A 26,278-nucleotide genomic window follows, 5' to 3' on the forward strand; every position below is an offset into this window, starting at 1 on the left:
GCATGATTCCTCAAAAGCCACAGCGGCGGCAGCAACACGGACCGGCACAACTCAGCTCTGATACCAAGCGCTGGACCGTGATGGTGATCGTCCTGATAGGCTCGCTTGGCGTCTATGCGGTCGAGCGCTGGATGCGGACGCCGGACGCGCCGGTTTCCGGCAATGCGTTTGTTGCCGACGGTGATACGCTGACAATTTCTGGAACACGAATTCGCCTCGTCGACATCGATGCACCTGAACTCGATCAGATGTGTCTGGACGCGCAAGGCCGCGACTGGCCCTGCGGACGGCAAGCCTCGGCGCAGTTGCGAAACCGCGTTCGCGGCCGCGACCTGACGTGTCAACCAAAGTCGATCGACAAATACGGGCGGTCACTAGCCACCTGTACGCTTCCCGACGGCACCGATATCAACGGGTGGATGGTTCAGCAAGGTTGGGCCGTGACATCAGGTTTCGAGAATGTCTACGGCGCGCAGCAGGACGAGGCGAAATCCGCGAAGCGTGGACTGTGGGCAGGATCGTTCACGCCGCCGCGCGAGTGGCGGCAGCAGCATCCGCGCTCGGACAATCGCAAGGACTGATGGAAGATATCAGCTCGCTTTCGCGATACACGGTTGTGCGCGCAAATGCCGCTCGGTCGAAGCCGGATATTTCCGCAACATCGCTGCAGGCCTGATCGGGCGTGGCACGAAATTTCCACCGCAGTTCGGGCATACACTACCAAATACTGTGTCGGCGCAGGTTACGCAGAACGTGCACTCAAATGTGCAGATTACTGCCTCGGTGCTCTCCGGCGGCAAATCCTTATCGCAACATTCGCAGTTCGGCTTGAGCTTCATCATCTCGCTTTTCCCCGTGCGCGTTGGTCGAGCCTATGCGGCCGCGAGACAGCGCGCAAGGCAGCTGAGCGGCACCGGAATTGGCTCGCAGAACGATGCCGATGGCGCGCGAACGACCCTCGACCTCAAAACAGCGCCTCCGACGATTTTATTCAACATGGAGAAGCCGACGATCTGCGCGCTCAATGGCGTCGCGGCCGGTTACGGCATGGATACGGCGCTGGGCTGCGATATTCGCATCATGGCCGAAAGCGCGAAGTTCGCGGCTGCCTTCGTCAAGCGCGGTATCGTGCCTGAGTTAGGCGGGACATGGTTTCTGCCGCGCATGCTCGGTTGGGCGATAGCCGCCGAAATCATCTTCACAGGGCGCACGCTGTCGGCAAAGGAAAGCCTTGAGATGGGCTTGACCAATCACATCGTCCCCGACTCCGAGCTGATGCCACGGGCCCGCGCGCTTGCGGCTGAGATCGCCGCAAATGCACCGCTGGCGGTCCAGTCGGCCAAGCGTACGATGCGCGTCGGACTCTCGGAGAACTTCAACGATCATGTCCACCATGTCTTCCTGCAACTGCTGCCGTTGATGCGCACGCAGGATTTTCGTGAAGGCCTTGCCTCATTTCTCGAAAAGCGGCCTGCCGATTTCAAGGGGCGCTGAGGCGTTCGTCCCTGTTGCGCAGCCAGCGGATTGCCGGCAGCGTCAGCAGCACCATCACGGCTTTACCGACGATCTGACCTGACAGAAAATCGAGGCTGCCGAAGGCGAGCCACAGAAAGAGCAGCGAGTCCGCCACCAGTCCCACAAGGCTGCTCGCCGCGACCGCGAGCACAAGCCCGCGTTTTTGCAGTGGCGTATAGACGGCGAAGTCGGCGAGTTCCGACAACAGGAACGCAACCGCCGACGCGATCACCAGCGGCGCCGGGGCCAGCGCTGCCGAGAGCACGGTCCCCGCTCCGATCGCCGCCAAACCGTATGTTACGCCAAGCCGCCGCTGCACCAGATCGCGCAGTACCAGTGCGAGGCCGGCCATCAGCACGCCGCTCGGAGCCATCAGACCCGGCGCCACCGGGATAAGACATGGCCCGTCCGGTGGACAGACCGTGCCGACATGCTGGATCAGCCAGTTCGCAACCGGGATGCAAGCGATATAGGCGGCAAGGAAGACAAAACCTTCCGCGCGAAGGTGCCGTGCTTGGGTCATCGCACTTCGGAGACTGCGTGCGCGGCGTAAGTCGCCCAGCCCTTGGCGCGCAGGCTGCAGGCTGGACATTCGCCGCAGCCGTAGCCCCAGTCATGACGCGCCCCGCGCTCGCCGAGATAGCAGGTGTGGGAGTGTTCAACGATCAGTTCGACCAGCCCCTTGCCGCCGAGTTCCTCCGCCAGCGCCCATGTGTTGGCCTTGTCGCGCCACATCAGCGGCGTATGCAGTTCGAACGGACGCGCCATGCCGAGGTTGAGCGCGACATTCAGCGCCTTGATGGTGTCGTCGCGGCAGTCGGGATAGCCGGAGAAATCCGTCTCGCACATCCCGCCGACAATGTGGGTGATGCCCCGCCGGTAAGCCAGCGCGGCTGCGAAGGTCAGGAACACCAGATTGCGGCCCGGCACGAAGGTATTGGGCAGGCCCCCCTCGCCCATTTCAATCGCCGTATCGCGTGTTAGTGCGGTCTCGGAGATGTCGCCGAGCGTCGGAATATCCAGCGTATGGTTTTCGCCCAGCTTTGAAGCCCACTCGGGCCGCAGCGCCATCATACCGTCGATCAGTTTCGCCCGGCTATCGAGTTCAACCGCATGGCGCTGGCCGTAGGAAAATCCGATTGTTTCCACGCGCGTAAAGCGCGCGAGAGCCCATGCCAGGCACGTCGCGGAATCCTGCCCCCCGGAGAAAAGCACCAAGGCTGCGTTGTTTTGGCCTAACTCTGTCATAGGTTGCACTTAGCATCCGGACACCCGGCCGCCAATTGTCTCCAGACCGTCATTGCGGCATAGAGGGCAGGCCCTTTTCATGCCCCGGTGCGCCATGCCTCCTTCCCATGACATATCCAAACTCCTCGACATCATGGCGGCGCTGCGCACGCCCAAAACCGGTTGCCCGTGGGATCTGGAGCAGACCTTCTCGACCATCGCGCCCTACACCATCGAAGAAGCTTATGAGGTTGCAGAGGCAATCGCACGGAACGATCTCGATGACCTCAAGGAGGAACTCGGCGACCTGCTGCTGCAAGTGGTGTTTCATGCGCGGATGGCAGAGGAGAAAGGCGCATTTGCGTTCGGCGACGTTGTGAATGCGATCACGACGAAAATGACCCGGCGTCATCCCCATGTGTTCGGCGAGAAAGCCGGACACATGACGCCCGACGAGGTGAAGGGCCTGTGGCACAGCATCAAGGCCGAAGAAAGGGCCGAGCGAGCGGCGCTGCGCGGTGAAGTTCTCGACGCCAAGCCCGGCCTGCTGGACAACGTGAAAAAGAGCCAGCCCGCATTGGCGCGGGCGATGGACTTGCAACGCACCGCCTCCACTGTCGGCTTCGACTGGAACGACCCGCGCGCTGTGCTTGCGAAGATCCGCGAGGAAGCTGACGAAATCGAAGCCGCGCTGGACAGTGGCAATGATTCCCACATTGCCGAGGAGACCGGCGACCTTCTGTTTGCGGTCGTCAATCTCGCGCGTCACGCCAAGGCCGATCCCGAGATGGCCCTGCGCGCCACCAATGCGAAGTTCGAGCGGCGCTTCGCCTATATCGAGCGCACCCTCGCCGCGCGCGGTTCATCGCTGGAAGCGGCGACGCTGGCCGAAATGGATGCGCTGTGGAACGAGGCGAAAACAGCGACATAATTTTCGACGCACGCGTATTCAGTGCGTGCTGGGCACCGCGCCGAACTTGGCAATTGTGATGTCGCGCTTGGTTTCATCGACGCGCACAGTCATGGCAAACCGGCCGTCCTGCATCTGCTTGTCGAGGACTTCGGCGTTCCGGTGCAGCCAGCTGATGCCTGCGCCATCAGATGCGTCGATGGAGAGTTCAAGGGTCACGCGCGTAACCGCGAGACGCCGCTCGATGGCCTCGATCAGGGCTTCCACGCCCTCGCCTGTCTCGGCTGAGACCGGAAAGCAAGGCCGCTCCGCCGGCCTGCGAGCGGCGATATTCGACAGATTGGCGCGTTCTTCTTCGTCGAAGCGATCGATCTTATTCCAGACTTCCAGGATGCGCTGACCGCTATCCGGGTCGATACCGAGCTGACGCAACACGCCTTCAACGTCGTGTTGTTGGGCCTCAGCATCTTCGTGCGAGATATCGCGCACGTGCAGGATAACGTCGGCCTCGATGACTTCTTCCAGCGTGGCGCGAAACGCGGCCACCAGCATGGTCGGCAGGTCGGAGATGAAGCCGACCGTATCCGACAGCATCGCCTTGCCGCCGTGCGGCAATGTCAGGGCGCGCAACGTCGGGTCCAGCGTTGCAAACAACATGTCGGCAGCCTGGACATCGGCGCGGGTCAGCCGGTTGAACAGTGTCGACTTGCCGGCATTCGTGTAACCAACCAGCGCCACGACACGGTAAGGCACGCGTTGGCGCCCTGCCCGATGCAACCGGCGCGTCGCTTGGACCTTCTTGATCTCGTTTTCAATGCGCGTGATACGCTCGCCGATCATGCGGCGGTCGGCTTCGATCTGGGTTTCGCCAGGCCCCCCCATGAAGCCGAAGCCGCCGCGCTGGCGTTCGAGATGGGTCCAGGATCGCACGAGACGGCTGCGCTGGTAGTTCAGGTGCGCGAGTTCAACCTGCAACGTCCCTTCGCGGGTCTTCGCGCGGCGGCCGAAGATTTCCAGAATAAGCCCGGTGCGGTCGAGCACCTTCGCATTCCATTCTTTTTCGAGGTTGCGCTGCTGAACCGGCGACAGCGCGCAGTCCATCACCACCAGATCGACATCGTTGGCCTTGATGAGGCCGATCATCTCCTCGACCTTGCCCTTACCGAGATAGGTCGCAGGACGGATCTCGCTTAGCGGTGCAACGACCGCTTCCGCCACGGTCAGATCGATGGCGCGCGCCAGACCGACGGCCTCTTCAAGCCGTGCGTCCGGATTGCGTGTGCCATGAGACATCATTGGCGCGTCAGGATCGCCCCGGCGCGCGCGCTTGTAAGGACCGATGACCAGCACCCGTCCTGTATCACCCCTCGCCGACCGCGGACGGTCGGCGGCCCCGTCGAAGTTCCGGGGTTCCAAATCAGTTCAATCTCAAGCTGGCGCGTCCTCGCCGCCTTCGAACAACTGGATTGGAGCGCCAGGCATGATCGTCGAGATCGCATGCTTATAGACAAGCTGCGAATGACCATCGCGCCGAAGCAGCAGGCAGAAATTGTCAAACCATGTGACAATGCCCTGCAACTTCACTCCATTGACCAGAAAGATCGTCAGTGGCGTCTTTGTTTTGCGAACGTGATTGAGAAACGTGTCTTGTAGGTTTTGTGCGCGGTCTGCCGCCATTTTCTTATCCCGCATTCTTGTTATTTGGGCCAGCCTGCCCTCTTCGGGGCGTGGTCTGGCTGCCGGCGTCCCTGAGATCCCCCTCCGGGTGCTGCAGCGCGATTAAAGGACACGCCCGGTTATTAGGCAAGGCCGTGGTACCCGGCTAAGCGGCCAAAGGGGCGGAAAACTTACGAAAATGCTGAAAATCGGTGGAATTCTTCCCGCAACCGCATTGAAATGGTGCCCGGCTTGCCGTTTCCGATGCTGCGGCCGTCGATCCGGACTACCGGCATGACGATTTGGCTGGAGGCAGTCACGAACGCCTCGGCTGCTTCATAGGCCTCGGCAGGGGTAAACGGACGCTCCTCAAGCTTGATCTGGAGCGCCGCGAGCACTTCGGTCAGCACGGCGCGGGTGATACCGGCAAGGATGCCGCTGTCAGCTGATCGGGTGACGACCTTGCCATCCTTCGTAATGATCCAGGCGTTGCTTGATGATCCCTCCGTAACATGGCCATCGCCATCGACGAACCATGCCTCATAGGCGTTGTTCTCGCGCGCCTGCTGTTTTGCGAGCACGTTGGGCAACAACGACACCGACTTGATGTCGACACGGGGCCAGCGATTCTCGGGAGTGGTGATGACACCGATGCCCTGGGCAGCGGTGTCCTGGTTCTTCTGAAAATTGAGGCCGCGCGCGGTCACCACCAAGGCGGGCTTCACCGGATTGGCCGGGAAAGCATGATCCCGGCGAGAGACGCCGCGCGTCACCTGCAGGTAGACGATGCCGTAAGTGACGCGATTTCGCCGCACGGTCTCGTGGATGACGATTTCCAATGCAGCGAGAGGCATCGGCATGTCGATCCGCAATTCACGCAACGAGCGCTGTAGCCGCGCGAGGTGGCGCGGCATATCGACGACCTTGCCGCTCCTGATCTCGCAAACCTCATAGACGCCATCTGAAAACTGATAGCCGCGGTCTTCGATATTCACGCTGGCGTCCCGCATGTCGCGGTACTGGCCGTTGACATAGGCAATGCGGGACATGGACTCGTGTCTCGATTCCGAAGTTCGTAAAACCTTGCAGCGCTCCCCGATACGAACTTCGGAATCAAAGAGACACGAGCAACTTAATATTTCTAGTGTGGCTTTGGTTCACAAGTTCGCAAATAGAGTTTGCTGCAATCTCATTGCGAACTTGTGAACAGCCACACTAGCCTACACCCAGCGCCTTGAGCTTGCGATGCAGCGCCGAGCGCTCCATGCCCACGAATTCTGCCGTCCGCGAGATGTTGCCTGAGAAGCGGCTGATCTGCGCGATCAGATAATCGCGTTCGAACACTTCGCGGGCCTCGCGCAGCGGCAGGCCCATAATGTGCTCGCCGTTGTTGCCGGTCGGCATGGCCGGGATCATCGAACCGACATCCTGCGGCAGCATGTCCGCCGTGATGGCCGCGTCGGCATCGCCACCGGCCAGGATCATCACGCGTTCAACATTGTTGCGCAGTTGCCGGACGTTGCCCGGCCAGACGTGCGATTGGAGCACCGCCATGGCGTCCTCACCGATCCGCCGTTTCGGGAGCCCAGTCGCGGACGAGATCTGGTCCATAAAATATTCGACGAGGTCAGGAATGTCCTCGCGGCGCTCCGAGAGCGGCGGCACGCGGATCGGAACGACGGAAAGCCGGTGGTAAAGATCCTCGCGGAATTTTCCTTCGGCGATTTCGGCTTCAAGATTGCGCGCTGTCGAGGAGACGATACGAACGTCGACGCTGACCTTGGTAGTGCCGCCTGCCCGCTGGAACGTCTGATCGACCAGCACGCGCAGGATCCGGTTCTGGGTTTCGCGCGGCATGTCGGCGATCTCGTCGATAAACAAAGTGCCGCCATGCGCTTCTTCAAGCGCGCCCGGCTTGCGGCCGGTTTCTCCGTCGGACAATTCGATGCCGAACAGTTCAACTTCCATTCGCTCCGGCGTGATGGCGGCGGCGTTAATGACGACGAACGGACCGTCGGCGCGGCTGGACGTCGCGTGCAACGTGCGCGCCGCTAGTTCCTTACCGCCGCCTGACGGGCCGACGATCATGATGCGGCTATTGGCCTTGGCCGCGCGATCGATGGTCTGACGTAGCTGATTCATGCACGGTGAGCGGCCAACCAGCGTTCCCGACGACGGAGCATGCTGCTTGAGTTCGCGAACCTCACGCTTGAGCCGCGATGTTTCCAGTGCCCGGTTTGCAACAAGAATCAGCCGGTCGGCCTTGAAGGGTTTCTCGATGAAGTCATAAGCGCCGCGCTTGATCGCCGCGACAGCCGTTTCGATATTGCCGTGTCCGGAAATCATCACCACGGGAACTTCGGGGTGTTCAAGCTTGATCTGCTCAAGCAGCTGCAAGCCGTCGAGACGGCTGCCCTGCAGCCAGATATCGAGAAATATCAGGTTCGGCCGGCGGCCCGAAATTTCCGCCAGCGCGCTATCGCTGTCGCGCGCAGTGCGCGTCTTGAAACCTTCGTCATCGAGAATGCCCGCAACGAGGTCTCGAATATCCGCTTCATCGTCGACGATCAAAATGTCATTGGCCATAAATCACGCCCGCTCTGTCAATTGCCAGTTACGGCTTCTGCTTCTTTGGCTTCCTCGGCCGCGGTGTCCTTCACCTGGCCGAAGACGGAGAACCTCATCCGCACCCAGGCGCCCCGTGCTCCGGGTCGAAGGGCGGATGCGTCATTTAGTTCGATGCGTCCGCCGTGATCTTCCAGAACACGGCCGACAATCGCGAGACCAAGGCCTGTGCCTTTCTCGCGGGTGGTGACATACGGCTCAAGCAGGCGCGCGCGGCTTTCTTTGGGCAGCCCGATCCCGTTGTCCACAATGTCGATCACGATATCGTCGTTCTCGCGCGTGGCGATGACCTCAATATGTCCGCGCTGAATTTCGCCGGCCGGAACCGCGGCGATGGCTTCGGTCGCGTTCTTGATAATGTTCGTCAGTCCCTGCGAAATCAGGCGACGGTCGAACTTCGCATGCATCGGCTCCTGCTTGATATCGACTTCGATATCGACGTCGGGATACCCGACCCGCATCAGAAACACCGTCTGACGAACCGTGTCCGCGACATCCTCGCCCTCAATGACGGGCTTCGGCATCCTTGCAAACTTCGAGAACTCATCGACCATCCTGCGAATGTCGTCGACCTGGCGGATAATCGTATCCGTGCATTGATCGAAAATGGGCCGATCTTCCGTGATCACCTTGCCGAACTTGCGGCGAATGCGCTCGGCGGACAACTGGATTGGCGTCAGCGGGTTCTTGATCTCGTGCGCGATGCGGCGCGCGACGTCCGCCCATGCCGACGTGCGCTGTGCGGTGACAAGTTCGGTAATGTCGTCGAGCGTGATGATGTAGCTCTCGTTGGATTGTCCGGTCTGCTCGGAGCTGACGCGTACCGACAGATTGCGTTCGACGCTGTCGCGGTTGATCTCGATTTGCCCCTGCAACAGCCGTTGCGCGCTGCTCCGCGCTGTCGCCATTAGTTCGTCGAGTTCCGGAACGATCTCGGACAGCGGCTTGCCCATGACTTCCGATTCCGAATGTCCGATCAGCTTCTCCGCAGAGCGGTTGAGAACAGCGATCTTTCCGCTGCCGTCCACACCAATGATGCCGGCGCTTGCAGATGAGAGAACGGCTTCAATGAACCTGCGCCGGCTGTCGATGAGCCCGCTCGCATTGACAAGGTCGTCGCGCTGGGTGCGCAATTCCTGCGTCATCTTGTTGAAGGTTTCGCCCAGGCTAGCGAGATCGCCTTCGGATTTGATGACGGGGACCTGGACATGGAGGTCACCGGTGGAGACGAGTTTGGCTGCGCCCATCAGCCGGCGAATCGGAGCAACCAGCCAGTTAGCGAAATTCAGACCGATCAGCACTGACGACATCAGCACGGTCAGCGCGATCACGGTGAACATCAACGCGAAGGCGACCTGAATTCCGAGACGTCGTGACTCGAGCTCAGCGTATTCCTTCACACTCGCCTGTGTCTGCTGCAACTGCGCAACGACACGCGGGTCAAGCAGCCGCGCCACATAAAGGAACGTGTCCTGGAACGCGCGCAGGCGGATGACCGCAGCAACGTAATTCTGTTCAATGAACACCGCGATCTGGGGTTCGTCCTCGGTGACGTTCTTGAGGAAGTCCGCAGCCGGTGTCTGGAAATCCTGCCGGATTCCGGTAGCTGCTGTCTCAAGGATATTACGGTCCTTGTCGATAATCATGGCACCGGGCAGATTGCGCGACCTCGCGCTCGACGTCAGCACGGTGCGGAAGGTCTGCCGATCCTGATCGTACAGTGGCCGCGCACGCGCAATGTCGTTCGACATGCCGAGGATATCGCCGCGAATAAGCTGCGCGTGCTCGTAGACGTAGGCGTTAGCGACGATCAGTGAGTTCTCGATCACCGCACGGGTGCGAACCGAAAACAAACGGTCGAGACCGCGATCGATGGTGACGTTGGCGACGATCGATACCAGCACGGCCGGCAACACCGCGATCACCGAGAACAGGCTGACGATCTGAACATGGAGGCGCGCTGCCGCACGGCCGCGACGCCGGGCCTGAACGACCTGCCACACCTCGCGCGCGATGATCCCGAGCAGCAACAGGATAGTTGCGCCATTGATCAGGAGGAACGTGACGACGATTTCGTGGGTCGGTGCGATCGGGGTCAGTCCGGTCAGCACCACGAACGTCAGGAATGCCGATAGGAGTGCCAAGCCGACCGCGAACGGGGCCAACAGCCGATGCCACGGCCGGCCTGACGGCTCGGCAGCCGACGGATCAAGGGACTGGGCCGACGCTTCTGCTGCGCTCATGCGGGGATCGTGTCAGGCCAAATTGCCGGAACACGGCGGCTGCCGTGTCCAGTGATGCATTCATATCACAATGTTGCTGAATTGCGACATTTCCTAGGCGCGGAATTTCAATGCCCGCCCTTTCAACGGGTTTTAACCGCTCTAAGGGCCTGTCAAATCCAGCGGAGTCACTGGAATACCACGCGTCTTCGCCCGGCGGGGTCAACCGCAAGGCGCCCGCAATGAGCCAAGGCGCGCCTTAGCTGCCGCTACGATAGACCTGAATGTCGAGGTCCCGGATCTTCTTGCGAAGGGTGTTCCGGTTCAATCCCAAGAGGTCCGCGGCCCTGATCTGGTTGCCGCGATTGGCCGCCAGCGCCGCCGTCAGTAGCGGGATTTCGATCTCCTTGAGGATGCGATGGTAGAGCCCCGGCGGCGGCAGTCCGTTCGGGAAGCCCGCGAAATGCGATGCCAGATACATCTCGACCGCGCCACCGAGATTGTCGACGCTTTGCGGCATGCTGCCACCCGAAACCACGGCAGGCGGCGCAAGCTCGCCCTCAATAACCGAGCCGGTAATGACATCCTGCGGATAGAGCGCGGCAAGACGGCGCGCAAGGTTTTCAAGCTCGCGGACGTTGCCAGGCCAGCGATGCTGCTTGAGCCGCTCCAACGCCTGCGCGTCGAGTTTCTTTGGGGGCAGTCCGTCCTTCTCGGCCAGCGCGAAGAAGTGCCGGATCAGGTCCGGCAAATCCTCGATGCGCTCGCGAAGCGGCGGCAGCCGCAGCGGCACAACGTTGAGGCGGAAGAACAGATCCTCGCGGAACAGCCCCTGCTGAATCAGAATGCGCAGGTCCTTGTTGCTGGCCGCGACGATTCGGACGTCCGTCTTGATCGGAGTGCGGCCGCCGACTGTGGTGTATTCGCCCTGCTGCAACACACGGAGCAAGCGGGTCTGTGCCTCCATCGGCATGTCGCCGATTTCGTCGAGGAACAAGGTACCGCCCTCGGCCTGTTCGAAGCGGCCGGTCGCGCGGGCATTCGCGCCGGTGAACGCTCCGCGTTCGTGTCCGAACAGTTCGGACTCGATGAGGTCGCGCGGAATCGCAGCCATGTTGACGGCGACGAACGGACCGTTGCGGCGCTTGCCGTAGTCATGCAGCGCGCGCGCGACCAACTCCTTGCCGGTACCAGACTCGCCGGAGATCATGACCGTCAGATCGGTCTGCATCAGGCGCGCCAAGACGCGGTAGATTTCCTGCATCGCCGGCGAGCGGCCGACCAGCGGAATGGAATCGAACTCACCCTCGTCCTTGACCGTGGTCGGGCGTTCTTTCGGCTCCGACAGCGCGCGGCCGACAATCGCGATCAATTCCTTGAGGTCGAACGGCTTCGGTAAATACTCGTAAGCGCCGCGCTCGGATGCCCTGATCGCCGTCATGAACGTGTTCTGCGCGCTCATGACGATGACCGGCAGATTCGGACGCATCTTCTTGATCCGCGGCAGCAGATCGAAAGCGTTCTCATCCGGCATCACGACGTCGGTGATGACGAGGTCCCCCTCACCCTGGCTGACCCAGCGCCACAACGTGGCGGCATTTCCGGTCAGCCGCACCTCGTATCCGGCGCGTGACAACGCCTGGTTGAGAACGGTTCGGATGGCTGTGTCGTCGTCAGCGACAAGTATGCTACCTGCGGGCATTTTTATTCCTCATCTGCAGTCTGTGAGGCATGCGACGGCGTTCCCGGGCGCGCGTCGCCATTGCTATGGTTCTGGTTCTTTGCTGGGTTGAACATTGGCAGCAGCACGCGAAACACCGTTTTGCGTGGCAGAGATTCACACTCGATGATTCCGCCGTGATCTCCGACGATCTTCGCGACAAGCGCGAGACCGAGCCCGCTTCCCGTCGGCTTCGTCGTGACGAACGGATCGAACAGATTGGGCAGCAAATCTTCGGGAACGCCTGGACCGTTGTCCTTCACACAAAACTCGAGCGGCAGCGAAACTCGCGACTTTTTGCCCGGAACGGAAAGACGCACTCCCGGCCGAAACGCTGTGGTGAGCTGGATCTCGCCGTCGGTGCCAAGATCGGCAACGGCTTCGGCAGCATTCTTCACGAGATTCAAGAACACCTGAATCAGCTGATCCTGATTGGCCAGCACCGGCGGCAGCGAGGGATCGTACTCCTCGACGAACTTCACGTTACGCGCAAAGCCCGACTGCGCGAGCCGTTTAACGTGATCGAACACGGAATGGATGTTGACGGGGCCGCGCGCCACGGGACGCTCGTCGCCGAATACTTCCATGCGATCGACGAGGGTCACGATCCGGTCCGCTTCATCGCAGATCAGCCGCGTCAGCGTTCGGTCTTCCGGAGATGCCGCCTGCTCGAGCAGTTGCGCCGCTCCTCGTATCCCCGACAGCGGATTTTTGATCTCGTGCGCCAGCATCGCGGCCAGCGCGATCACCGAACGTGCGGCGCTGCGATGGGTCAACTGACGGTCCATCTTGTCGGCGATGGTGCGTTCCTGAAGCATCACAACGATGTGCCCCGGATGCTCGCCCAGTGGCGCGACATGGAGATCGACCTGACGATCACCCCCGATGCGCGGCGTACCGAGGTCAACTTTGTATTCGTTTACGGCCGAGCCGGTGCGACGCACCTGATCGATCAGCGCCAGCAGCGGGCTGCCGAACGGGACGAGTTCACGCAGCATCTGCCGCTGCAGATGCGGGATCGATGTTTCAAAGAAGAATTCCGCCGCGATATTCGCGTCGAGAATCTTGCCGTCCGGAGCGATCAGCATCACCGGATTGGGCAGCGCATTCAGGATCGCATCGCTGTTTGCGAGTAGCGGAATGCGTTGTTCGGCGACGTTGCTCATGCAGCAGCGCTCCAGGAAAATTCGCCAAAGGCATCCTGAAGCGAGCGGCGGACGTGGGCCGGCTCGGTTGCGGTCAGAATGATTTGCCGCCATCGCTTGAGGACGTCCGCGGACGCTGCACTGCCCTTTGCTGCCACATCGAGCGCCCAGCCGAGATGCTTGCGCGCGTGGCGCGTGCCGACGTGAGGTCCGTAGTGTTCCACCACCTGATCGTAGAGATTGCAGAGATGGTCCAGTTGCGTACTGAGTTGCGGGGCCTGCTCGGGCTTGCCACCGTCGAGGCGACGAGCGATCTGTCCCGGTAGCCACGGTTGCCCCTGCGCACCGCGTCCGATCATGACTGCGTCCGCGCCGGACGCTTCGAGCGCGATAGCGGCTTGTTCGAACGAGGTGATGTCGCCGTTGACCACCACAGGCACCGTGACGGCGTCTTTTACGGGCCGTACTGCAGCCCAGTCGGCGCTTCCCTTGTAGAACTGGCAGCGTGTGCGCCCGTGAACTGTAATCATTTTCACGCCTGCGGCTTCCGCGCGGCGCGCAAGCTCCGGAGCGTTGAGCGAGGTGTCGTCCCAGCCAAGCCGCATCTTGAGCGTTACCGGGACGCTGACCGCAGACACCGTGGCCTCGACAAGCCGCAGCGCATGATCGAGATCGCGCATGAGTGCTGAGCCAGACTGGCCGCCGGTCACGTGGCGTGCCGGGCAACCCATGTTGATGTCGATGATGTCGGCGCCGGCGGCCTCCGCGATCCGGGCGCCTTCGGCCATCCAGTGCGTTTCGCATCCGGCAAGTTGAACCACATGCGGGCCAATACCGGCGGCCTCACAGCGCAGGACGGACATCGGGCGGCCGCGCGCGAGATCGTCGCTGGCCGTCATCTCGGAGACGACGAGGCCTGCCCCCAGCTCTGCAGCAATGCGCCGGAACGGAGCATCGGTCACCCCTGACATCGGGGCGAGGAGAACGCGATTGGCGACCTCGATGTCGCCAATGGTCAGCGCTGCCTGACGTGTCGGTGCTGTGCCGATCACCGCGTATCCCGTTTTTTGACGAATCCCGCTTCATTGCGGAGCGCGCGCAGCTCAATTTCTAAGCATCGAAAAATCATGCCTACACTTTAGCCAATTACGGACGACATGCAAGTGCGCCGCAACAATTCTTCCAAATTCTTCACAGGGTTGCGGAATCGTGCTGCTCCCTGCCCGAATATGCTAAGGGCTGCACCGAAACCCGCCAGTATTCGGCTCATCCACCCTGCCCGGACGGTCGTTACCTACCCATGCCAACACTAAAACGGACTGCCGCTATTATCGTTGCCGCCGGCCGCGGACTTCGCGCCGGGACCGGAGGCCCCAAGCAATATCGGTCCATCGGCGGTAAAACCGTCCTTTCGAGGGCGATGGAGCCGTTTTGCACCCATCCGGATGTCTTCGCCGTCCAGCCGGTGCGTAATCCGGACGATGCCGACATCTTCGACCAGGCGGTCTGTCACCTCAAATATCAGTCGCCGGTGAATGGCGGCGCGACGCGGCAGGCGTCGGTCCGCGCCGGTCTCGAAGCGCTTGCGAGCGAGGCGCCGGACATCGTTCTCATTCACGACGCAGCGCGCGCGTTCGTCACGGACAAGGTGATTTCTCGCGCCATTGACGCCGCGTTGATCACGGGTGCCGCGATTCCCGTCGTGCCGGTGACCGACACCATCAAGGTGGTCGATGCGACCGGCGCCATCCAGGCGACCCCGGAGCGTGGAAATCTGCGAATCGCGCAGACGCCGCAGGCGTTTCGGTTCGACGCTATTCTCGAAGCTCATCGCCGCGCAGCGCGCGAAGGCCGCGATGATTTCACCGACGACGCCGCAATTGCCGAATGGGCAGGATTGACCGTCGCGACCTTTGAAGGCGATGCTGCGAACATGAAACTGACCACACCGGAAGACTTTGCACGCGAGGAAGCGCGTCTCGGCGCCATGCTGGGCGATATCCGCACCGGCACCGGCTATGACGTGCATGCGCTGACCGACGGCGATCACCTGATGCTGTGCGGCGTACGCGTGCCGTTCAATCGCGGCTTCCTTGCGCATTCCGATGGCGACGTCGGACTGCATGCGCTCGTCGACGCTATCCTCGGCGCGCTGGCCTATGGCGACATCGGTTCGCACTTCCCGCCGAGCGACCCGAAGTGGAAGGGTGCGGCGTCCGACCAGTTCCTGAAACATGCCGCCGAACTCGTCGGCAAGCGTGGTGGCCGTATCGCGCATCTCGAAGTGACGATGATTTGCGAGGCACCGAAGATCGGCCCGCTGCGCGATGCGATGCGTGCGAAGATTGCTGAGATCACCGGCCTTCCGCAATCGCGTGTTGCCGTGAAGGCGACAACGAGCGAGCGGCTCGGATTTACCGGACGCCAGGAAGGCATTGCCGCGACCGCCAGCGCGACGATCCGCCTTCCCTGGGACGAAGGCGGGCAAATCGCATGAGCACGAGCGCCATTCGCGCCCTCTCCCGCTCGTTGCTGGATCTGTGCCGGATGCGCAAGCTGACGATTGCGACCGCCGAATCCTGCACGGGGGGGCTGGTCGCGGCGGCGCTGACCGAAATTCCCGGTTCTTCCGATGTGGTCGATCGCGGCTTCGTCACCTATTCCAACGAAGCCAAGCACGCGATGCTGGGCGTCGAGACGTCCACGCTCGAAACATTCGGCGCGGTCAGCAAGGAAACTGCGACCGCAATGGCGTTCGGCGCGCTCGAACATGCCGATGTTGATCTGGCGGTTTCGATCACCGGCATCGCCGGACCCGGCGGCGCGACGCCGGGCAAGCCTGTCGGACTGGTGCATCTGGCGGTCGCTGCACGCGACGGCCGCATCGCTCACAAGGAATGCCGATTCGGTGCAGTCGGCCGCAACAACGTGCGCGAACAGTCGGTGATTGAAGCTTTGAAAATGCTGACGGAGATGGCGCGCGGACCGCAGCCGCCGCTCAAGAAGCGCCCGCGCGCGGCCGCCCATAGATCGCATCCGCGCGTTTCTCGAACGCCGCGGCGAAACGGTGGAAAGCGGCGTCGAACATCGCGCCCATCAGCACCGCGAGTATCCGACTCTTGAACTCGTAGGCGATAAAGAATCCGACGACGCAGGCATCATCGGATTTCGCCTCGAAGGTCCAGCGGTTCTCGAACTTGCTGAACGGACCTTGTAGATATTCGACCATGATTTTCAGGTCCGGACGATCGAGCGTCACCCGGCTTGTAAATTTCTCGCGGACAAGCTGAAACGACACCGTCATGTCGGCTACGATGACCTCGCGGCCGTCAGGCTTCACCGTCCGCTGGCGGACTTTCAGCGACTGGCACAACGGCACGAATTCGGGATAGCGCTCGACGTCGGCGACGAGATCGAACATTTTATCCGCGCTGTGATGCACGCGGCGCTTGTTTGAAAAGTGCGGCATCAGTGTATTCCTGCCGACGCAGCTTCCTTATCGGCAAGGTAGCTGTTGGCTTCTGCCCGCTCCGTGAAACGGAGCAGTTTCTGATCGGCGCGTCGCCCGTCAAGATAGGCAATCAACGCGATTCGCTGTTCCTTGCGAAAGGTCCAGACGTAACGGAAGAATTCAAGGTCGAACTGCTCCGGACAGCCCGCAGCCATCTCCGGCCGGACGCGGCCGTAGCTCTTCGCAATCCGGCCAAGAATTCCCGACATGCAGACATGACGAGGCAGATCGAACCATATGATGGTGTCCGCACGGTCACGCCGAAATTCGCCGCCATCCATGATCCAGCGCTCGTTCATGGCCGCATCTTTCACACGCGATTTGAACGTGGCCGGATCGGATGGCGTCCATCCGGGCTTCCAGTAAAGCGCATCGAGCGACATCAGGGGAATCCCGGCCGCCGCCGCGAGCCGATGCGCGAAAGTCGATTTCCCTGATCCGGGAGAGCCTAGCACAAGAACACGCTGCATGACGCGCCGGAACGTCTCAACGCAAACTACGCGACTGACGTGCCGCCTGCAGTTTCGCGAAATCCTCGCCGGCATGATGCGACGAACGCGTCAGCGGGCTTGCTGACACCATCAGGAAGCCCTTGGTGTAAGCGACTTTCTCGTAACCGCCGAATTCGTCCGGCGTCACGTAGCGCATCACGGCGTGATGCTTGAGGCTCGGTTGCAGGTACTGCCCGATGGTGAGGAAGTCGACGTCTGCCGAACGCAGGTCATCCATCACCTGCAACACTTCGTGACGCTCCTCGCCGAGGCCGACCATGATGCCGGACTTGGTGAAGATGGCCGGATCCATTTCCTTGACCCGCTGCAACAGCCGGATCGAATGGAAGTAGCGCGCGCCGGGACGCACGGTGAGATAGCGCGACGGCACGGTTTCCAGATTGTGGTTGAACACATCGGGCTTGGCCGCCACGACCTGCTCCAGCGCACCCTCTTTGCGCAGAAAGTCCGGCGTCAGGATTTCGATGGTCGTGGTCGGGCAGCTCGCGCGGATGGCGCGAATGGTTTTCGCAAAATGATCGGCGCCGCCGTCGGCGAGATCATCGCGGTCCACCGAGGTAATGACAACATGGTTCAGGCCGAGCTTCGATACGGCCAGCGCCACATGCTCCGGCTCGGATGCATCGAGCGCGCCGGGCATTCCCGTCTTGACGTTGCAGAAGGCACAGGCGCGGGTGCAGGTGTCGCCCATGATCATGAAGGTGGCGTGCTTCTTGTCCCAGCACTCGCCGATGTTGGGGCAGCCCGCTTCCTCGCACACCGTAACGAGGCCGTTTTCCTTGACGATGTTGCGGGTGTTGGCATAGCCGCGGGAATTCGGGGCGCGCACCCGAATCCAGTCGGGTTTCGCCGGCGACTTCGAATCGGGCCGGTTGACCTTCTCCGGATGGCGCGGACGCACCTGATTGGATGAGACAGTATCGATCAGAACAACCATGAAAGGCCCGCGATTTCCTTCGACTTACCTAAGCCTGCCGATCCCTTGGTGCAAGCTGTCCGCGCCGTGCTACTCTGGAATGCATATCACGTCCTGAAGCAATCCAGCATGGCCCTCCGCGCACATCCCCTGCCCATAAATGGCTGAAAACCGCGTTCCAGCCCCTGCCGGACGCCTGCTGACGCGCAAATTCTTTGCCCGCAGCGTCCATGAGGTCGCGCCCGACCTGATCGGGGCGACGCTGCTGGTGGACGGCGTCGGCGGCATCATCACCGAGGTCGAGGCCTATCACCACACCGAGCCGGCAGCACACTCCTTCAACGGACCGACGCCGCGCAACATGGTGATGTTCGGCCCGCCGGGATTTCTGTACGTCTATCGTTCCTATGGCATCCACTGGTGCATGAACTTTGTCTGCGAGAAGGAAGGCTCTGCCAGCGCGGTGCTGATCCGCGCGATCGAGCCGACCCACGGCATCCCGGCGATGCGGCGGCGGCGCGGATTGCACGACGAACGATCGCTGAGTTCAGGACCGGGCAAACTCTGTGAGGCGATGGCCGTGACCAACAAGCACAACGGCCTCGCGCTCGACGTCCCGCCGATTGCGATTCACGCGCGGCCCAGAAAGCCCGAGATCGTCAGCGGCATCCGTATCGGCATTACCAAGGCGGTGGAGCTGCCGTGGCGCTACGGATTGAAGGGCTCGAGGTTTCTCAGCAAGCCGTTTCCGGCATAAGGCGAAATGGTGACGAACTTCGCTGCAAAAGGCGAATTGGCGACGTAACTGCGGCACCTCGGAATTCGAGATGTTTGTAGCGCAGCGACATCCGACCAACCGATCGCGTGCTCGTTATGCGCCGCGTGCATGACCGTGAAGGCATGCAAGCCTCGAAAAGATGCATCCATCAGAATGCAGGCAGCGACCAAGTCAGCCGTCGTTGCGAGGAGCGCTTGTAACGAGGCAATCCAGTTCTTTGCCCTTGGCTCTGGATTGCTTCGCTCCGCTCGCAATGACGAGAGGGACAATTCCGGCTCAAATCGCCGCGTGGCAGACGGCCTCGATCCGGTTGCCGTCGGGATCACGAAGGAACGCGGCATAATAAGATGCGTGATAGTTGCGCAGGCCCGGCGCGCCGTCGTCGCTGCCGCCCGCCGCGATGCCCGCGTCCCAGAATGCATCGACCTGCGTTTGCCACTTTGCCTTGAAGCACCAGTGGCGGCCTGCGGCGTCTTCAGGCTTCGCACCCTTGCGGATCGAGATGTAGACGCGATCCGGATACGCTGAACGCGAGCGCTCGCCATAACCAAGCCAGTCATCGCGGCGTCCGACCTTGACGACGCCAAGCACATTCATGATCGCATCATAGAAGCGCTCTGCTGCGGCGATGTCGGAGACGGTAATCGAAACATGATCGAGCATCGGTCACCCCAGGATATTACGTCATTCGTTCCGGCGTTTCAGCCAGCCGCCACGACGCTACCACAGGACGATACGATGGGGCTGGGATCAAACGCCCCGCAGCGAATCCCGCTCAGGCGCGGCGCGTCGAGAAGTCGGTCACCAGAGGCAGGAGGACGAGCGGCAGCAGCCAGACGGCAATCGGAACGAATGCGAACGCAGCATTCCCGCTGACGTCCCACGCGAAGCCGCCGATGACCGACATCGTCATCGCAAGGCCATAGCCAAGTGTAAACACGCCAGCCGACATCCGCGGCACATCATCCGGTGCGACCAGCAGAGCCGGCAATGCCAACGTGAGGGTCAGCGTGACGGCGCAGGCAAAGCCGATCAGAGCCGCCGATCCGATCACGCTCCATGGTCCCCATGGAATCAGAACGCCGGCAATGCCCGCAAGCCCTACCGCTGCGGCACCGAGCAAAGGCCACTTCTTGCGCTCCCATCGGCTAGCCATCGCGAGGAGAATGAGTGACGCGGGCAACTGCCCCGCGTTGAGAGCCGTCAAAGCCGGAGCAATCAATTCAGTGCGGCTTGTTTGCAGCAGATACCCCGGAAGAAAGGCATTGGTGCAAAAATAAAGCTGGTTGGCCCCGCTCATCATGAGGCCGACCTTCCACAGCAAGGGGTCGTGCCAATCGGGCATCCAGAGGTTGTGACGTGCGACCGGCGCGCTTTTGCCGCCGGGCTGAAACCAGAAAATGATGAGCGCGATCGCCACGAGCGGGATCGACCAGAGCACCAGGCTCGCGCGCCAGCTCCCTGCAAGAAGCGGCACGATGACAGCAGCGAGCATCACCGGGAAGATTTCGCCGCACAGAAGCCCATTGGTATATACGGCGGTGGCAAAGCCGATCCGGTCCGGCACCCACTGACGCACCGTCGGCGGCAGCGACGGCTGCATCACCGCGACCCCCGCCGCCATGATCACGGTCGTGATGTAAAGCATCCACGTGTCGGTCGCGAACCCGCGCAAAGCCGAACCTGCCGCCGCGATGAGAAGCCCGATGATAAGCGCAGGCACAGCACCCACGCGCGCTATCAGCAGTGAGCCCGGCACCGCGACCAGAGCGAACAGGAAAACCGGAATGGCATTGAGAATTCCGACTTCCGTGCCGGAAAGCCTGAGATCGAGAATAATAAGCGCAAGAACCGGCGGGATCGCAAGGATGGTCAGACGAAGACCATTCCCTGCGAGCCAAAGAAGAAAAAGCGCGCCGAATGTCGAGCGTGCCGAGCTCACGCGACGTCCTTCAGCCGCTCCAATGCTTCGAGAATTTTCGCCTTGCGTGCTTCGGCTTCGTCGCGCTTCTCGCGCTGTTCGTCGATCACTTCTTCCGGCGCGTTGGCGACGAATTTCTCGTTACCGAGCTTGGCGTCGACGCGTTTGATATCGGCGTCCGCCTTGGCCAGTTCCTTGTCGAGGCGGACTTTCTCGGCAGCGAGATCGATCACGCCCTTCAGCGGGATCGCGGCGACTTCACCGCGGACCAGCAACTGAACCGAACCATCCGGCGCGCGATCGGCAAACGAAATGTCGCCGAGCCGCGCAAGGCGCTTCATCACGTCGCTCCAGCGCTCTGCACGCGACTTGATGTCGGTGGAGGCGCCGACCAGCACCAGCGGAAACAGCGTTGCCGGCGGGATGTTCATTTCCGCGCGCATTGAGCGAATCGCCGAGATGAGTTCGATCAGCCAGCCGATTTCGGCCTCGGCCGCGGGATCGCTGAACTGCTTGATCTCCGGCGCCGGCACGACGATGACCGGCATGGCCAGCGGGTCTCCGGCGATGGCCGTCTCGATCATCGGCGCGGCCGGCGCCTTCAGCGGCCATTCCGCGAGGGCGAGAAGCCCGTCGCGCTTGGCCGTCACCGCCCAGAGTTCTTCCGTGAGGAACGGCATGAACGGGTGCAAGAGCTTCAGGATTTCGTCGCGCGCCCAGGCGATGCTGGCCTGCGTCTCCGCCTTGGCCGGCGAGTCCGCCCCCATCAGCACAGGCTTGGCGAGTTCGAGGTACCAGTCGCAATAGATGTTCCAGACGAAGCGGTACATGATGCCGGCCGCGTCGTTGAAGCGATAGGCCTGAATGGCTTCGGTGACCTCGCGCGTGGCCCGCGCAGTCTCGTGCGCAATCCAGCGGTTGAGCGTCTCCCTGGCTTTCGACGGATCGAATCCGTCCGCCAGCGCGCAGCCGTTCATTTCAGCGAAGCGCGATGCGTTCCAGAGCTTGGTCGCGAAGTTGCGATAGCCTTCGACGCGCTGGGTCGACAGCTTGATGTCGCGGCCCTGTGCCGCCATTGCGGCCAGCGTGAAGCGCAGCGCGTCGGCGCCGTAATCGTCGATCAGGTGCAGCGGATCGATGACGTTGCCTTTCGACTTCGACATCTTGGCGCCCTTCTCGTCGCGGACGAGGGCGTGGATGTAGACCGTCGGGAACGGCACGTCCTTCATGAAGTGCATGCCCATCATCATCATGCGGGCGACCCAGAAGAAGATGATGTCGAAGCCGGTGACGAGAACGTTGGTCGGGTAGTAACGTTTCACGTCGACGTCGGTGTCAGGCCAGCCGAGGGTCGAGAACGGCCACAGCGCCGACGAGAACCACGTGTCCAGCACGTCTTCGTCGCGCGTGATGAAGCCTTCACGCTTCGCCGGGTCGACGGCCATGTCATGGCCCTGCTCCGCGGTGATGACTTCCTGCTCGACGTAATAGCCGAGCGCCTTGCCGACGGCTTCGTCCTCGGTCTCGGCAACGAACACCTTGCCGTCCGGCCCGTACCATGCCGGGATCTGATGTCCCCACCAGAGCTGGCGCGAGATGCACCACGGCTGGATGTTTTCCATCCACTCGAAGTAGGTCTTCTCCCAGTTCTTCGGCACGAACACCGTCTCGCCGCTGCGCACGGCCGCAATGGCGGGCGCGGCCAAAGTCTTGGCGTCGACGTACCACTGGTCGGTCAGATAAGGCTCGATAACGACGCCGGAGCGGTCGCCGTGCGGCACCATGTGTGTGTTGGGCTCGATCTTGTCGAGGAAACCGGCCTCTTCCAGCTTCGCGACAATGAGCTTGCGCGCGGCGAAGCGGTCCTTGCCGTCGAGTTCTTCGGCGAAGATCAATGCCGCTTCGGGAAGGCCCCGCAGATAGTCTTCGTTGGCGGTGAGCGCCATGCGCCCTTCCTGATCGAGCACGCTGATCGACGGCAGGTTGTGACGGCGGCCCACCTCGAAGTCGTTGAAGTCGTGCGCCGGCGTGATCTTCACCGCGCCCGACCCCTTCTCGGGATCGGAATAGTCGTCAGCGACGATTGGAATCAGCCGGCCGACCAGCGGTAGCACCGCTTTCTTGCCGACGAGATGCCTGTAGCGATCATCGTCCGGATTAACAGCAACCGCCGTATCGCCCAGCATGGTCTCGGGGCGCGTAGTGGCGACCACGATGTAGGTCGACGGATCTTCCGCGTTGTAGGCGACGCCCTCGAGCGGATAACGCAGATGCCAGAGGCTGCCCTTGACCTCGATCTGCTGCACTTCAAGGTCCGAAATCGCGGTCAGCAATTTCGGGTCCCAGTTGACCAGCCGCTTGTCCTTGTAGATCAAGCCCTGTGCGTAGAGTTCGACGAACACCTTGGCGACGGCGCGCGACAGCCCCTCGTCCATGGTGAAGCGCTCGCGCGACCAGTCACACGACGCGCCGAGGCGCTTCAACTGATTGACGATAACGCCGCCGGACTCGGCCTTCCACTTCCAGACCCGCTCCAGAAACGCGGCGCGGCCCATGTCGCGGCGGCCCGGCTCCTGCCGCTCCATCAACTGCCGCTCCACCACCATCTGCGTGGCGATGCCGGCGTGATCCGTGCCGGGCTGCCACAGCACGTCGCGGCCGCGCATGCGCTCGAAACGGCACAGGATGTCCTGCAGCGTGTTGTTCAGCGCGTGTCCCATGTGCAGCGAACCGGTGACGTTCGGCGGCGGGATCACGATGGTGAAGGGTTCGGCGCCCTGCCGCTCGGGCCGTCCGGCCCTGAACGCGCCAGCGTCTTCCCAGGCGCTGGCAATTCGATTCTCGATCTCGGCGGGCTGGTAGTTTTTCTCGATCATCTTGCGTGCAATCGTCGGTTATCGCGCTGGAACGCATCCAGCGCGCTCTAGCGCGTTTTCAGGCGTCGTGAAATCCGGAATGCGTTCGGAAACGCGGGCGCGACTATATTGGGTGTCAGCCCTGAAAGCAAAACCTGCAATATTCCGGGCATTTGACGCCAGGAAGCCGAGATTCCAGATGAGCTGCCTGGATTGGCTCGATTGCGTTGATGCAAACGATTAGCGGCCGCGGGAGACCCGTTCGATCTCGGCCTTGACGATCCGCTCGACCAGATTGGGCAGATTGTCGTCCAGCCAGGACTTCAGCATCGGGCGAAGCATCTCCTTGACGAGATCCTCCAGCGTCCGGGCATTGTTGCTCAGGACAGTATTCTGCAGCGCGTTGAAAGCGGACTCGACTGCCGACACCGTCGAACCCGACAGAATCTGCTGCGATGGCATCTCGCGCGGCGCCGCCATGAAACTGGGCGACTCCATCGCGGGCGAGCGGTGATGTGAGGCTTGAACCATCGGTGACTCGGTGAACTCCAGATCGTCCTCGGGTTCGATCTTGTTGAACGACGGCGGGACCGGTTCAGGCACCGCCATCTGCTCGGTCAACTCGAACACGTCGTTATCGTCTTCCGGCTCTTCGGCCTTCGGCGGCGCGGCGGGCGCATCGAAGCTCGCCATCATCGCGTCGATTTCGTCCTGGCTGTTCTTTGCGGCAGGTGCAGGCGCCGGTTTAGCGGCAGGAGCCGCCGCCGGAGCTGGCCGGGCCGGTGCGATCTTGGATGGCGGAATGCCTGCCATCACCGGACGAGCCGGAGCAGGAGCAGGACGGGACATTTCCGCCTTGGGAACTTCGGTCTTTTGAGGTGCGGCGACCGGAGCAGCAGCCGGCGGAGCCGCAGCGGCAGCTCCTGCTGCAGGCTTGGCTTCGTCATCGGAAATGATGCGCCTGATCGACGCCAGAATCTCCTCCATCGAGGGCTCCTGCGCCTTTGCCGGTTGCGTCATCTCCGACTCCACATCATCGGCTTCGATCTATCCATGTGACCTGCAAAAGCCGCACACCACCGTCACGAATCGCTTTGCGACCCTTTAGAACGGTATGTCATGGCAACAATTTATTGCAAGCAACGGCCTGCGTACCGGGCCGGTTGATCACAGCGCTGACGAGAGAAGGTTAACCTGCGGCCTGGTGGTGTGGATTTGACATTCGCGCTCACCCTGCCCGCAGGTTCGCGGCGCGAATATCAAATCCAACAACTCCACTCAGGGATTAGCGGCCGTCGGGTGTCCGGACGCCGAACCAGCTATCGCGAACCTGGTGATAGTGGACGCTCGGATCGTAGACGTTGGTCGCGAGATTCAGGACACTCGGCGACAGACGTCCGATGGAGTTGAGCACGCTGTAGGATGCAACGACGCGATCGTGCTGCGCCGTCACCAGCGCGACACGCGCATTCACCAGCGCCTGCTGCGCATTGAGGACGTCCAGCGTGGTGCGCTGTCCCACCCGCGCTTCTTCGCGAACGCCGTTGAGTGCGATTTCAGAAGCAGTCACCTGCGATTGCGCCGACTGAACCTGCGCCTTGCCGGCGACAAGCTGGCCCCATGCCTGCGCAACGGTGGCGCGGGTCTGGTCGCGAACCTGTTCGAGGTTGAGGCGCTGCTGCGCCAGCGTTTCTTTCGACTGACGGATCAGCGAGTACTCGGCGCCGCCCTGATAGACCGGCACCGTCAGCTGGGCGACGGCGGATGCGCCGAACGCCTTGTAAGTCGACATCGTGCTTTCGTAAGACTGCTGCACGCTGCCCTGAAGGGTCACAACCGGGAACAACGCACCCTCGTTGACCTTCACCTGAAGGAAACTCACGTCGATGCCGTACATGGCCGCCGTGACGTTCGGGTTTTCCAGCAGGCTGCGATCAACCGCTGCATTCAGCGTGGTCGGCAGAAAACGATCGACCGGCGACCCGGGCGCAAGGTTGACAGGATCGTTGCCGATGATGCGGCGGAAATTCGCGCGCGTCGTCGTCAGGTTGGATTCCGCTGTCAGAAGCTGAGTCTTGCCCGCGGCAAGCTGGGCTTCGGACTGCGCGACGTCGGTGCGCGTCACTTCGCCGACATTGAAACGATCGCGGGTCTGCTTGAGGGTCTGCTCGAGCACGCGGACGTTGCTCTTCTGCACTTCGACGATCGCGGCGTCGCGCAGGTAATCCATGTAGACGGTCGCAGCCGAGAACAGCACGGTCTGTTCGAGGACGCGCAACCCTTCGCGCGATGCCGAAACCTGGCTTTCCGCGGCTCGCGTGCGATTGCCGGTCTGGCCGCCGTTGTACAGTGTCTGGGTGACTGTCGCGCCGACCGAACGCGGTGCGTTGACGCCGCGCAGGCCGATTTCGCTCAATCGTCCGCCGACCTGCGTGTTGGTCTGGGTCTCGGTGTACTGGGTGCCTGCGCTGGCGGTGACAGCGACGCGCGGACGATAGCCGGACAATGCCTGTGGCACGCTTTCGTCGGTCGCGCGGACCGATGCGCGCTGCGCGTTCAGCTGCGGGTTGTTCTGGTAGGCTCGCACCAGCGCGGCATCAATGGTGTCAGCCATGACAGGAGTTGTCATGACCGAGCCCATCAAGAGGGCCGCAAGCGCGACACCCGCACTGAGTTTCGTCCGATTTTTAGCTTGCATTACGTCATATCCCCAAACCGGTTCCGCTCGCCATTAAGGCGCGCGGATACCGGGTCTCTGAGTCGCC

Annotated in this window: 24 protein-coding genes and 1 pseudogene; 6 read left to right on the top strand and 19 right to left on the bottom strand. The window is 61.8% G+C overall.

Annotated features, from left to right (window positions below; all coding sequences use genetic code 11):
- The first annotated feature begins 2 nt into the window (after positions 1 to 2).
- Complete coding sequence (locus BN32_RS05540; protein WP_019197132.1) at positions 3 to 581, top strand: thermonuclease family protein; 579 nt, start codon at positions 3 to 5, stop codon at positions 579 to 581.
- Positions 582 to 590: 9 nt separating this feature from the next.
- Here the strand turns inward: BN32_RS05540 and BN32_RS27575 are convergent, their stop codons facing one another.
- Positions 591 to 842: a DUF1272 domain-containing protein gene (locus tag BN32_RS27575; RefSeq protein ID WP_082773424.1), complete on the bottom strand. Its 252-nt coding sequence runs from the start codon at positions 840 to 842 to the stop codon at positions 591 to 593.
- On the opposite strand from BN32_RS27575, the gene BN32_RS05545 reads away from it, so the two are divergent.
- Positions 754 to 1,494, top strand: a complete 741-nt coding sequence (locus BN32_RS05545) for an enoyl-CoA hydratase/isomerase family protein (protein WP_244438093.1) — start codon at positions 754 to 756, stop codon at positions 1,492 to 1,494. The genes BN32_RS27575 and BN32_RS05545 overlap by 89 nt on opposite strands.
- On the opposite strand, the gene BN32_RS05550 is transcribed toward BN32_RS05545, so the two are convergent.
- Both BN32_RS05550 and queC read right to left on the bottom strand, forming a co-directional pair.
- Complete coding sequence (locus tag BN32_RS05550) at positions 1,481 to 2,038, bottom strand: VUT family protein (RefSeq protein ID WP_019197135.1); 558 nt, start codon at positions 2,036 to 2,038, stop codon at positions 1,481 to 1,483. The genes BN32_RS05545 and BN32_RS05550 overlap by 14 nt on opposite strands.
- Entirely contained in the window at positions 2,035 to 2,763 is a 729-nt protein-coding gene (gene queC / locus BN32_RS05555; protein ID WP_019197136.1) for a 7-cyano-7-deazaguanine synthase QueC, read from the bottom strand. The genes BN32_RS05550 and queC overlap by 4 nt, the downstream gene beginning before the upstream one ends.
- Before the next feature lie 94 nt (positions 2,764 to 2,857).
- Here queC and mazG point away from each other — a divergent pair, with 94 nt between their 5' ends.
- On the top strand, positions 2,858 to 3,673 hold the full coding sequence (gene mazG, locus BN32_RS05560; RefSeq protein WP_040425477.1) for a nucleoside triphosphate pyrophosphohydrolase: 816 nt from the start codon (positions 2,858 to 2,860) through the stop codon (positions 3,671 to 3,673).
- An 18-nt stretch (positions 3,674 to 3,691) separates the two neighbouring features.
- Here mazG and hflX read toward each other — a convergent pair whose 3' ends face one another.
- The 8 genes from hflX to dusB form a co-directional block, all read right to left on the bottom strand.
- Positions 3,692 to 5,068 carry a GTPase HflX gene (gene hflX, locus BN32_RS05565; protein ID WP_019197138.1) on the bottom strand — a complete coding sequence of 459 codons (1,377 nt, stop codon included), beginning with the start codon at positions 5,066 to 5,068 and terminating at the stop codon, positions 3,692 to 3,694.
- 12 nt (positions 5,069 to 5,080) lie between these two features.
- Positions 5,081 to 5,329 carry an RNA chaperone Hfq gene (gene hfq, locus BN32_RS05570; RefSeq protein WP_006020546.1) on the bottom strand — a complete coding sequence of 83 codons (249 nt, stop codon included), beginning with the start codon at positions 5,327 to 5,329 and terminating at the stop codon, positions 5,081 to 5,083.
- A 170-nt stretch (positions 5,330 to 5,499) separates the two neighbouring features.
- Positions 5,500 to 6,357, bottom strand: a complete 858-nt coding sequence (locus BN32_RS05575) for a D-amino-acid transaminase (RefSeq protein ID WP_019197139.1) — start codon at positions 6,355 to 6,357, stop codon at positions 5,500 to 5,502.
- A 166-nt stretch (positions 6,358 to 6,523) separates the two neighbouring features.
- Positions 6,524 to 7,894, bottom strand: a complete 1,371-nt coding sequence (gene ntrX, locus BN32_RS05580; protein WP_019197140.1) for a nitrogen assimilation response regulator NtrX — start codon at positions 7,892 to 7,894, stop codon at positions 6,524 to 6,526.
- A 17-nt stretch (positions 7,895 to 7,911) separates the two neighbouring features.
- Positions 7,912 to 10,176 (bottom strand): sensor histidine kinase NtrY-like, encoded by a 2,265-nt coding sequence (locus BN32_RS05585; protein ID WP_019197141.1) that lies wholly within the window; start codon positions 10,174 to 10,176, stop codon positions 7,912 to 7,914.
- Between the two features lie 238 nt (positions 10,177 to 10,414).
- Positions 10,415 to 11,857, bottom strand: coding sequence for a nitrogen regulation protein NR(I) (gene ntrC / locus BN32_RS05590; RefSeq protein WP_019197142.1), 1,443 nt, complete (start codon positions 11,855 to 11,857; stop codon positions 10,415 to 10,417).
- Positions 11,858 to 11,859: 2 nt separating this feature from the next.
- Positions 11,860 to 13,041: a two-component system sensor histidine kinase NtrB gene (locus tag BN32_RS05595; protein WP_019197143.1), complete on the bottom strand. Its 1,182-nt coding sequence runs from the start codon at positions 13,039 to 13,041 to the stop codon at positions 11,860 to 11,862.
- Positions 13,038 to 14,072, bottom strand: coding sequence for a tRNA dihydrouridine synthase DusB (gene dusB / locus BN32_RS05600; protein WP_019197144.1), 1,035 nt, complete (start codon positions 14,070 to 14,072; stop codon positions 13,038 to 13,040). Before dusB ends, BN32_RS05595 begins: the two co-directional genes overlap by 4 nt.
- A gap of 248 nt (positions 14,073 to 14,320) precedes the next feature.
- On the opposite strand from dusB, the gene BN32_RS05605 reads away from it, so the two are divergent.
- Positions 14,321 to 15,517, top strand: coding sequence for a bifunctional 2-C-methyl-D-erythritol 4-phosphate cytidylyltransferase/2-C-methyl-D-erythritol 2,4-cyclodiphosphate synthase (locus tag BN32_RS05605; RefSeq protein ID WP_082773422.1), 1,197 nt, complete (start codon positions 14,321 to 14,323; stop codon positions 15,515 to 15,517).
- Positions 15,514 to 15,984 (top strand): annotated as a pseudogene (locus BN32_RS27580) (CinA family protein); the annotation flags it as partial. The gene BN32_RS05605 and the pseudogene BN32_RS27580, both read left to right, overlap by 4 nt.
- A 34-nt stretch (positions 15,985 to 16,018) precedes the next feature.
- Here the strand turns inward: BN32_RS27580 and BN32_RS25985 are convergent.
- The 3 genes from BN32_RS25985 to lipA are packed head-to-tail and all read right to left on the bottom strand — an operon-like array spanning position 16,019 to position 17,980.
- The gene (locus tag BN32_RS25985) at positions 16,019 to 16,489 is read right to left on the bottom strand and encodes a type II toxin-antitoxin system RatA family toxin (RefSeq protein ID WP_244438094.1); all 471 of its coding nucleotides are present in this window, start codon (positions 16,487 to 16,489) and stop codon (positions 16,019 to 16,021) included.
- Positions 16,489 to 17,001, bottom strand: a complete 513-nt coding sequence (locus BN32_RS05615; RefSeq protein WP_040425482.1) for an AAA family ATPase — start codon at positions 16,999 to 17,001, stop codon at positions 16,489 to 16,491. The genes BN32_RS25985 and BN32_RS05615 overlap by 1 nt, the downstream gene beginning before the upstream one ends.
- Before the next feature lie 16 nt (positions 17,002 to 17,017).
- Entirely contained in the window at positions 17,018 to 17,980 is a 963-nt protein-coding gene (lipA, locus tag BN32_RS05620) for a lipoyl synthase (protein ID WP_019197148.1), read from the bottom strand.
- 139 nt (positions 17,981 to 18,119) lie between these two features.
- On the opposite strand from lipA, the gene BN32_RS05625 reads away from it, so the two are divergent.
- The gene (locus BN32_RS05625) at positions 18,120 to 18,716 is read left to right on the top strand and encodes a DNA-3-methyladenine glycosylase (protein ID WP_019197149.1); all 597 of its coding nucleotides are present in this window, start codon (positions 18,120 to 18,122) and stop codon (positions 18,714 to 18,716) included.
- Positions 18,717 to 19,013: 297 nt separating this feature from the next.
- Here BN32_RS05625 and BN32_RS05630 read toward each other — a convergent pair whose 3' ends face one another.
- The 5 genes from BN32_RS05630 to BN32_RS05650 form a co-directional block, all read right to left on the bottom strand.
- Positions 19,014 to 19,400 carry a VOC family protein gene (locus tag BN32_RS05630; RefSeq protein WP_019197150.1) on the bottom strand — a complete coding sequence of 129 codons (387 nt, stop codon included), beginning with the start codon at positions 19,398 to 19,400 and terminating at the stop codon, positions 19,014 to 19,016.
- A 112-nt stretch (positions 19,401 to 19,512) separates the two neighbouring features.
- Positions 19,513 to 20,679 carry an MFS transporter gene (locus tag BN32_RS05635; protein WP_019197151.1) on the bottom strand — a complete coding sequence of 389 codons (1,167 nt, stop codon included), beginning with the start codon at positions 20,677 to 20,679 and terminating at the stop codon, positions 19,513 to 19,515.
- Positions 20,676 to 23,534, bottom strand: coding sequence for a valine--tRNA ligase (locus tag BN32_RS05640; protein ID WP_019197152.1), 2,859 nt, complete (start codon positions 23,532 to 23,534; stop codon positions 20,676 to 20,678). The genes BN32_RS05635 and BN32_RS05640 overlap by 4 nt, the downstream gene beginning before the upstream one ends.
- Positions 23,535 to 23,753: 219 nt before the next feature.
- Complete coding sequence (locus BN32_RS05645) at positions 23,754 to 24,533, bottom strand: PopZ family protein (RefSeq protein ID WP_019197153.1); 780 nt, start codon at positions 24,531 to 24,533, stop codon at positions 23,754 to 23,756.
- 265 nt (positions 24,534 to 24,798) lie between these two features.
- A complete protein-coding gene (locus tag BN32_RS05650; RefSeq protein WP_040425484.1) occupies positions 24,799 to 26,211 on the bottom strand; it encodes a TolC family outer membrane protein in 1,413 nt (470 codons plus the stop codon).
- Between the last annotated feature and the right edge of the window lie 67 nt (positions 26,212 to 26,278).

The sequence above is a fragment of the Afipia birgiae 34632 genome (genome assembly GCF_000308295.2).
In the GTDB taxonomy this organism is placed as follows: Bacteria; Pseudomonadota; Alphaproteobacteria; order Rhizobiales; family Xanthobacteraceae; genus Afipia; species Afipia birgiae.